Genomic DNA, 8,126 nt, shown 5'->3' with positions numbered 1-8,126 from the left:
AAAAGGGGTTGTAGACCTAGAAATGACGGATGACAAAATGCGGCCCGGTGCTTTAGACGAATAGATTGAAATCATGCCTGATCCTTCAGGCTGGTAAGGATGAAAATGTTTATCTTGAAACGGTCAGGGCCAATTACCAGGGCGGAATATAAGGATCTGACCGACAAGTTCGGCGTTGTAATTGGTATCTGCGGATTTCTTTGTTACAGCTGCGTCTCTTGTACCACTTTGGAAAATACTTTTCAATCATTCCTCGGGTTTGTTATGGCTCTTTGCATTATTCCATTAGCTGTGGCCACTTGCAGATTTCTCTCAGGCATCAATGCAAAATCGCCGGTTATCGCTTTTGCGGCAGGAGCCGTGGTGGGCGGCATAATTGGATCCATTATTTCATCGTTCATATACAGCGGAGCCCCGTCGCTGATCGTATCAGTCAGCGGGAGGAAGCTGGAAACCGGTGAAGGTATTCTGCTGGCAGGGGCAGTCGTGCTCTTCAATACGCTCGTCACAGCAGTGATCTGCGGCTTTGTCAGCAGCATGCTGAATTCGATCGCTGTAATTGACGATGATACGGATCAACAGAAGGAAAAAGGGGACAGCGATTTTCATAACCAAAAATCCAGCCCGGACGATGGGGAAGGGAATGATGAAAAGGCGGAAGAATGAAAGTCTGGAAATGCGGTTGCGGGGAGATCAATCTCGAACAGGAAAAGAAGTGCGGCTTGTGCAGTAAGGCGCGCAAAAAAGCTGCCATCATGGAAATGGATAATCAAGATACCGGTAATGAAACAATTGAAGGTGGTATTCAACTCGAAAAAAGACCGTCTGAAGGATTAGACTTGACTCAGCAGGCAGGAGCGGAACCCGGAAAAAACTCTATTCCCTATGGAATAAAATGCTGGGGTTGGTTTATTTTTTGGTGTATTCCGACAGTCATTTGTTTTTTACTTACTTTGTTATGTTGTGTAACCCGTGATCCTTTTACCCTAATCGGTGTAATGGCTTATTCATTTGCAACGGTATGTTGTTTCACTATAGCAGTTATCAGTCATCTAATTTGGAATTATAAAATAAAGGAGTTGGTGAAATATTTCATTGCTTTCTTTACTTCCTAAAATGAGATAAATCCTCATGTGATAAGAACTAGGTTCAAGTCTTGAAAATCAGCGTTTGGAAACAACTGTGCCTGACATGGTGGCTGGGAAGTCTACTCTGAAGACAACGAAAGCTGTGACCAGGATTGCCTTGAATCTGAGCCTAACAGAGATTATAATTACTTTAATCACCAATATGGAAAGAAAATGACAGACAGCGAAAAGAAAATCATCCTGAGCCTTGCCGAGAAGTATCATGTCCGGGAATTGTTTCTTTTCGGTTCGTCCCTTGAAGACTCCCATCCTGAGGATATTGATCTTGGAGTTTCGGGAATCGCCCCTGAACTTTTCTTTGAATTCTACGGCGAGTTATTCCGTAACTGCCAGATGCCAGTCGATCTGGTCGATCTTTCAGATGACACTTCTTTTACCCGTCTCGTGCGCCGACATGGTGCCAAAATCTATGGTTAGCCTCAACGAACGGATTTCAGCGGAAATTGAAAATGTGGAAATATCTCTTGGGAATCTTTCCAAAGCTCTGGGCAAATCTCCCAAGACAGTTATCGAACTTGCCGCAATCGCTACATTTCTTCATAATATTTATAATGGAATTGAAAACATCCTCAAGCAGACCCTGAAAGATCAAGGCAGGGAAATCGCTGCCGGTCAGTCCTGGCACAGAGAGCTGCTGCTGGCCTCAGTTGAAAAAGGGATCATTGCAGAAGCTTTATGCGGAGAACTGTTCAAATATCTTGGCTTCCGCCATTTTTTCGTTCATTCTTACGGATTCATGCTGCAGGAAGATAAAGTCATTGTCCTGGCAGAAGATATTCCTAATATCTGGAAAAGCTTTAAAGCCATGATCGCTAAAGAGTAAGGTGGAGATTCGTCAGATTTTGGCGTCAGGTCTTGAAAATTGCACTTTGGAAAGCGATTACGCGGGACTTTGCTGCTGAGGAACGACCTCTGATGGTGACGATATGGTTTAATTCCAGCCCGGCGGAAAGGGGAGACAGATGAGTAAGGCAGCCCCGTTTTCTTCTCTGGATTCGTTAGATACAAGATCATTGTTTTAAGGGCAAGTAAAAGGTCGTATGATATTGTCCTGGGGATTTCGACGGCTTTCTTTACTCTGGTCATTGCAGCCGGAATTTGGCACAGAACTTTTAATCTTGAATGGATCAAATTAATGGTCTTTATAGCATGCTGGGCATTAATCTTTGTAATGTGGCTGTGGGCATTTAAAATTACCATGACAGAAGATGAGATTACATACAGATCCCTTCTTATCAGGACAAGGAGGTTTTTTCTTTCTGATATAAAAAAATACAAATCTCTGTTCGCAGAACGTACATACAGCGACAGATTCAAACCATTCGTAAGAGCCGAAATCAAGGTCTATTCCAAAGGTGTCAAACCCATGTATATTAATTTGAGAGTGTTTGACAAGGATGAAATGGGTGAAGTGTTTAAAATTTTGGATAAATCTGTTGAAGAAAACAAAAAAGCTAAAAAAAGAGCCAGAGCTTTAGATTAGCGAATGGAGATAAAATGGCCTGGGAATAAAAACTGAAATGTGATAAACTGTAAAATGCATTTATCATTGAACAATGAGAGTATCTGCATGCAGAATATTTTTGATTCAATTGTTTCCCGCCTGTCTGTTTTCGATCCAGAGCAGATCATTCTTTTCGGCTCATGGGCCAGAGGCACTGCCGATGAAAAAAGCGACATGGATCTGCTTGTGATCATGCCTGTGAACGGCAACCGGCGCAAGATGGTTCTGGAAATGGACAGATCCCTCAAAGGCCTGGGACTTGCACGCGACATTGTGATTCTTACCAGAGATGAATTCGAGACAGACAGGGAAATCCCAGGCACAATCGCCAGACCGGCCTGGCTGGAAGGTAAACTGCTTTATGAAAAGCATTAAGAATAAAGCAAAAGAGTGTAATAGTTAATCCAGGAAATCGGAGGTGAGCATGGGTAAATGCATTAAGTGCGGTTCTGAAAATGTTATGACTGCAAAATTGTCAGGATTTACCACCGTTAAAGTCGAAAACAAGAACTGCAAATGGTACCAGCTGAGCGATGTCCTGTTCAATCCGGTTCCGCTGGTTTGTCTGGATTGCCGCCATATTGAGCTGACAATTTCCGAAAATGATCTGAAATCAGTCCAGAACAAGCTGGCTAAAAAATCCCCCAAGTGATTTTTTATGGTTCTGGCTTGAACCCTGTCATCCAGTACATGAGAGAATAGGCAGCAGTGATGGCTGCAGGGATCGAGTTGTTGTCCATGTGCAGGATCAGCGGCGGGATCAGGGATTTGTGCCGCCATCTCAATCTATTTACCCTGTTTATCGTTTGAAGAATTGGCGAACTCAAGATAAAATTATGGGTGAAAATCAAATCAAGGAGATAATCATGATCAAACTCGTTCTTCTAAGGCACGGGCAGAGCACCTGGAATCTGGAGAACCGCTTCACAGGCTGGACCGACGTGGACCTCACAGAGCGCGGCGTGAAAGAGGCAATCGAAGCCGGCCGCACCCTCAAGTCAGAAGGTTATGAATTCGACCTGGTCTATACATCTGTTCTGAAACGCGCAGTCAAGACCACCTGGCTGTCACTGGAAGCCATGGATCGGATGTATCTGCCGATCGTGAACCGCTGGAGATTGAACGAGCGCCATTACGGAGCCCTGCAGGGACTCAACAAGGCAGAGACTGCCAAGGAATACGGGGAGCAGAAAGTTTTTCTCTGGAGACGCAGCTATGATGTCCCGCCCCCTGAACTGAACAAGAACGATCCGCGCTATCCTGGAAAGGACGCAAGATACAGCGGCCTGACTGACAAGGAACTGCCGCTCACAGAGAGCCTGAAGATTACACTGGACCGCGTGAAAGTGCTCTGGGACGAGGAACTGGTGCCACACCTCAAGAAAGGCACAAAACTCCTGGTTTCTGCCCACGGCAACAGCCTGCGCGCCATGGTCAAGATGCTGGACAATGTGTCTGAAGCTGAAATCACTGAACTGAACATTCCGACTGGCATTCCTCTGGTCTATGAACTGGATAAAAAACTTCAGCCGATCAAGCATTATTATCTGGGAGACGCCGCCAAACTGGAAGCTGCTGTGAATGAAGTCAAAAATCAGGCCAAGGTAAAAGAGGCAGGAAAATGATTTCCCTGTAGGGGCAACGCTTGCCGTTGCCCGTTCACCAGGCGATTTGATTTATTTCGTTGCAGTTCGGGCACCCGCAAGGGGTGCCCCTATGATTGGTCTATCATTTTTACCTATTTTTCTGTAAAATATCGATAAATCCTATTCAATGAGGGGTGTATGATAAAAATCGCAGTTTTCATAGTAGTTCTGCTGGCAAACCTTTTGCAAGCAGCCGAACCGGTTGCCGACAGCGTGACTGTCTTTGAGACCAAGACCGGCAACAGGATCACACTGTCAGAAGCTGTGCTGCAGCTGAATCAGGCAGATGTAGTCTTTGTAGGCGAAAATCACGACGACCTGGTCACGCATCAGCTGGAACTGGAAATTTTCCGGCAGCTGACCGGGCTCAGCAAATCCTGGAATCTGTCCCTGGAAATGTTCGAGCGCGATGTCCAGGACACTCTGGAAAAGTATCTCAAGGGTGAAATTTCCGAGGAAGTCTTCCTCTCAGACAGCCGCCCCTGGCCCAATTACATGACTGATTACAGGCCGCTGGTCGAATCCGCTAAAGAGAGCGGCCTCCATGTCCTGGCTGCCAACATTCCCAGGCAATACGCTTCCATGGTCGCTAAACAGGGGCCTGAAGTCCTGAAAAAACTCTCAACAGAAGAAGCCGCCCTGGTCAGCCACCAGCTGCTGGCTCCGGAAGACAGATATTACGAGAAATTCCTGGAAACCATGAAAGCTCAGATGGGGGAGAAAGGTGCGAGAGGGATGGGGCAGATGTTCAAGAGCATGTACAATGCCCAGTGCATCAAGGATGACACCATGGCAGAGTCGATCTTCCAATACCTCTCAGCGAATCCCGGAAAAAAGATCGTGCAGTTCAACGGGGACTTCCATTCGGACGAACGTCTCGGCACTCCACAGCGTCTCTCACTTCTCAACGGTTCCCTGGAAATAACCGTAGTTTCCATCGTACCTGTGGACGATCCCAAAATTGCGAAGCTCGATCCGAAAACCAGAATGCTCGGCGATTTCGTGATTTTCTGTGAACGCAAGTCCGAGGGTGACAAGCTTTCCACAGCCAGAATGTTCAAGAATCAGAATCAAGTGCGGATCAAATCTCATTACATCGATGCCGCGCTGTATCCTGTTGAGAATCGGATCGAAGCCCAGGACAGGGTAGTGCTTGAATCTCCTACCAGAAGCCCTTTCTTTTTCTACCTTTATAAGGGTCTGACAGTAGGAACGATCGAGACAGACAGCCTGCCTTACGGCAGCGTGGAGATCCAAAACGATCTCCGGATGACCATGGAATTGAAGGACGACTATATAGTCGTGGCTGTGACTCCAGCTGCTGACAAACCTCTGGAAAACTTTCTGGTCAGATATTCCGGGAAGATCTACGAACCCCTGCAGGGACGCAAGCTTAACCAGACACACGACTTCACGCCAGGCATGATTTCCTGCGCAATCAATGAAGGTGTTTTCCTGCCCGCATCCTGCGGCTGGTATCCATACGTGGAAAACGAGTTGTCCAGATTCACAGCGAGAATCTCGGTTCCCACGACATTGACTGTGGTCACTCAGGGTGACACTGTCAAGCGCGAAATCACAGAATCCCGTGAAATCTCCAGCTGGGATTCTGATAAACCTTTCGACGGCCTGACCTTGGTGGCAGGCAATTTCCGCTGCCAGACCCTGCAGGCCGGCAAAGTGGCACTCTCGACTTATCTGGCTCCTGATCACGCCCAGATTGCGGACGAGATCCTGCCGATGTTGAAAAGTTACCTTGAATTCTATGAAAAAACGATCGGCACTTTCCCTTATCAAAAATACGATGTGGTGGAAAATTTCTTCCCTTCAGGATTCGGGATGCCTACTTTCACGGTACTCGCGCCTCAGCTTTTGAATCCCAAAATGCTGTTCGTGCTGCGCGACCCGGGAGTGCTGGCGCATGAGCTGGTGCATTCCTGGTGGGGCAACTGCGTTTTCCCGGATCCAGAGAGCGGAAACTGGTGCGAAGCTCTCACAACCTATTTTGCGAATTATTACTGGATTGAATGTAACGACGGCGAAAAAGGAGCCCGTGACTGGCGGCGCAGGACTGTGATGGAATATTCAGAGATCAAACCAGGAGAGGACTATCCGCTCAATGATTTCAAAACCCAGAATGACCGGAATGACGCCCTGATCGGATACAATAAAGGTGCGATGTTCCTCCACCACCTGCGCAGGATCTGCGGAGACGATAAATTCATGAATTCCGTGCGTCATTTCACAGAGAGCTGCAGCGGTCGCTATGCCGGCTGGCAGCAGCTCAGAAATTCCTTTCTTAAAAACTATGAGGGCTCCCGGGATCTCAATCAGGTTTTTGAGGAATGGCTGCTGCGCAAGGGTGCTCCTGATTTCAAATTTGAAAAACTGAATAAAACGGATAAGGCGATTGAATTTGATCTCTGCTTTACAGGTGAAGTCTATCACATCAACATCCCTGTAGTTTTTAACTCCCCAAAGCCCAACGAGCGGATCATAGAAATGGAGCAGAAAAGCAAACATGTCTATTTCGAGTCCAGTACAGCCATCATTTCAGCTTCCATAGACCCTGATTTTCATGTGCTGCGCAAAGTTTATCCTGAAGAATATCCGCTTTCACTCTCAATGACCCTGGAGAGGAAACCGCTGATCATTATTCCTGATGAAGGACAGGAGCATGAACGTTTCCTGGAATTCGCGAAAGCTCTGGGTGGAGAAAACTGCCTGGTCAGGAAAGCTTCAGAGTTCAAGCAGTCAGACCTGGAGCAGGATCTATTCCTGCTGGGAAACCTGGAAAACAATCCAGGTCTCAACCTGATCAGCTCCAAACTGACAGGGATTTTCTCTTATAATAAATTCGGCTTTACTCTGAACAGCGTTTTATACGGTAAAAATCTGCAGTCAGGTCTGGTGACAATCCGGAATCCATTCCAAGCCGAGAAGTTGATTTCTTTTTACTACTGCAACAGCCTGGATGCGGTGAAACCTGTGCGAAATCTTGCCATGTATTCAGACTGTTCATATTATGTTTTCGACCTGGAATCCCAGTCCGGTAAACCCCTTGTTTCAGGCGAGATCCTGTCAGGTAAAAGTCCGCTGGAGATTGAATGAAGATCAAGCTGTTAGGGCTCGTTTTCATTCTGTATTGTTCAGGTGCAAGGGCTGATGAATTTACAGGGGATCTCACACTTGCAGATCAACTGTATTCAAAGGGGGACTATACCAGAGCCGCTTTGGCCTATGAGAGAGCCATTGCAGCATACCCTTCAGCTGCAGCTTACAACAATCTGGGTAACGCTCGTCTCGCTCTCTTTGACTATCCGATGGCCCTCGCCTGCTTTAAAAAGGCTATCGGGCTGGATCCGGAATATGCTGAGCCCTGGTATAATCTGGGCAATGCTGTTTATGACCAGCATAGATTCGCAGACGCAGCCGGAGCCTATCAGAAATCCATAGACATCTCACCAGGATTCGAACAAGCCTGGTATAATCTTGGGAACGCATTTTTCAAGCTTGAACTGTATTCAGAAGCGAGGAAATCTTATGCTCGCGCCCTGGAACTGAATCCAGCTGATTATCAGGCGGCGTATAATTTCGGTAACTGCTGCTATGACCTTCATGAATATCCGGAGGCTATCCAGGCATATAAAGCAGCAGCCCAGCTCAACCCTCACGATCCGCTGCCGCATAAAAACATGTATGAACTGTATCTGATCATAAATAACAGAAATTCAGCGAACAGTGAATTGGAAATTGTCAGGAAAATGTCGGGGTTACTGGCGGAAGAACTGCTGAGATTCAAACCCGGCAATACAGTAAGGAAGTAGC

General features: G+C 46.8%; 11 protein-coding genes. 10 read left to right on the top strand and 1 reads right to left on the bottom strand.

The window, feature by feature from the left end:
• Positions 1-264: 264 nt before the first annotated feature.
• From PHW04_15590 to PHW04_15560, 7 genes are all read left to right on the top strand, one after another.
• The gene (locus PHW04_15590) at positions 265-666 is read left to right on the top strand and encodes a hypothetical protein (protein ID MDD2717311.1); all 402 of its coding nucleotides are present in this window, start codon (positions 265-267) and stop codon (positions 664-666) included.
• Entirely contained in the window at positions 663-1,115 is a 453-nt protein-coding gene (locus tag PHW04_15585; protein MDD2717310.1) for a hypothetical protein, read from the top strand. Before PHW04_15590 ends, PHW04_15585 begins: the two co-directional genes overlap by 4 nt.
• Before the next feature lie 186 nt (positions 1,116-1,301).
• On the top strand, positions 1,302-1,565 hold the full coding sequence (locus PHW04_15580) for a hypothetical protein (protein MDD2717309.1): 264 nt from the start codon (positions 1,302-1,304) through the stop codon (positions 1,563-1,565).
• Positions 1,558-1,971, top strand: a complete 414-nt coding sequence (locus PHW04_15575; protein ID MDD2717308.1) for a hypothetical protein — start codon at positions 1,558-1,560, stop codon at positions 1,969-1,971. The genes PHW04_15580 and PHW04_15575 overlap by 8 nt, the downstream gene beginning before the upstream one ends.
• Before the next feature lie 375 nt (positions 1,972-2,346).
• Positions 2,347-2,631, top strand: a complete 285-nt coding sequence (locus PHW04_15570) for a hypothetical protein (GenBank protein ID MDD2717307.1) — start codon at positions 2,347-2,349, stop codon at positions 2,629-2,631.
• An 87-nt stretch (positions 2,632-2,718) separates the two neighbouring features.
• Positions 2,719-3,027, top strand: a complete 309-nt coding sequence (locus PHW04_15565; GenBank protein ID MDD2717306.1) for a nucleotidyltransferase domain-containing protein — start codon at positions 2,719-2,721, stop codon at positions 3,025-3,027.
• A gap of 49 nt (positions 3,028-3,076) precedes the next feature.
• Positions 3,077-3,304, top strand: a complete 228-nt coding sequence (locus tag PHW04_15560) for a hypothetical protein (GenBank protein MDD2717305.1) — start codon at positions 3,077-3,079, stop codon at positions 3,302-3,304.
• Between the two features lie 4 nt (positions 3,305-3,308).
• Here the strand turns inward: PHW04_15560 and PHW04_15555 are convergent, their stop codons facing one another.
• The gene (locus tag PHW04_15555) at positions 3,309-3,479 is read right to left on the bottom strand and encodes a hypothetical protein (GenBank protein MDD2717304.1); all 171 of its coding nucleotides are present in this window, start codon (positions 3,477-3,479) and stop codon (positions 3,309-3,311) included.
• 39 nt (positions 3,480-3,518) lie between these two features.
• On the opposite strand from PHW04_15555, the gene gpmA reads away from it, so the two are divergent.
• The 3 genes from gpmA to PHW04_15540 all read left to right on the top strand — a co-directional run bounded on the left by gpmA (position 3,519) and on the right by PHW04_15540 (position 8,125).
• On the top strand, positions 3,519-4,277 hold the full coding sequence (gene gpmA, locus PHW04_15550) for a 2,3-diphosphoglycerate-dependent phosphoglycerate mutase (protein MDD2717303.1): 759 nt from the start codon (positions 3,519-3,521) through the stop codon (positions 4,275-4,277).
• Positions 4,278-4,436: 159 nt separating this feature from the next.
• Positions 4,437-7,409, top strand: a complete 2,973-nt coding sequence (locus tag PHW04_15545) for a ChaN family lipoprotein (protein MDD2717302.1) — start codon at positions 4,437-4,439, stop codon at positions 7,407-7,409.
• Complete coding sequence (locus PHW04_15540; GenBank protein MDD2717301.1) at positions 7,406-8,125, top strand: tetratricopeptide repeat protein; 720 nt, start codon at positions 7,406-7,408, stop codon at positions 8,123-8,125. The genes PHW04_15545 and PHW04_15540 overlap by 4 nt, the downstream gene beginning before the upstream one ends.
• Position 8,126: the final 1 nt, after the last annotated feature.

The organism is Candidatus Wallbacteria bacterium, from assembly GCA_028687545.1.
Taxonomy (GTDB): domain Bacteria; phylum Muiribacteriota; class JAQTZZ01; order JAQTZZ01; family JAQTZZ01; genus JAQTZZ01.
The sequence above is the reverse complement of the archived record's forward strand: the minus strand, read 5'-3'. Positions and strand labels throughout refer to the sequence as shown.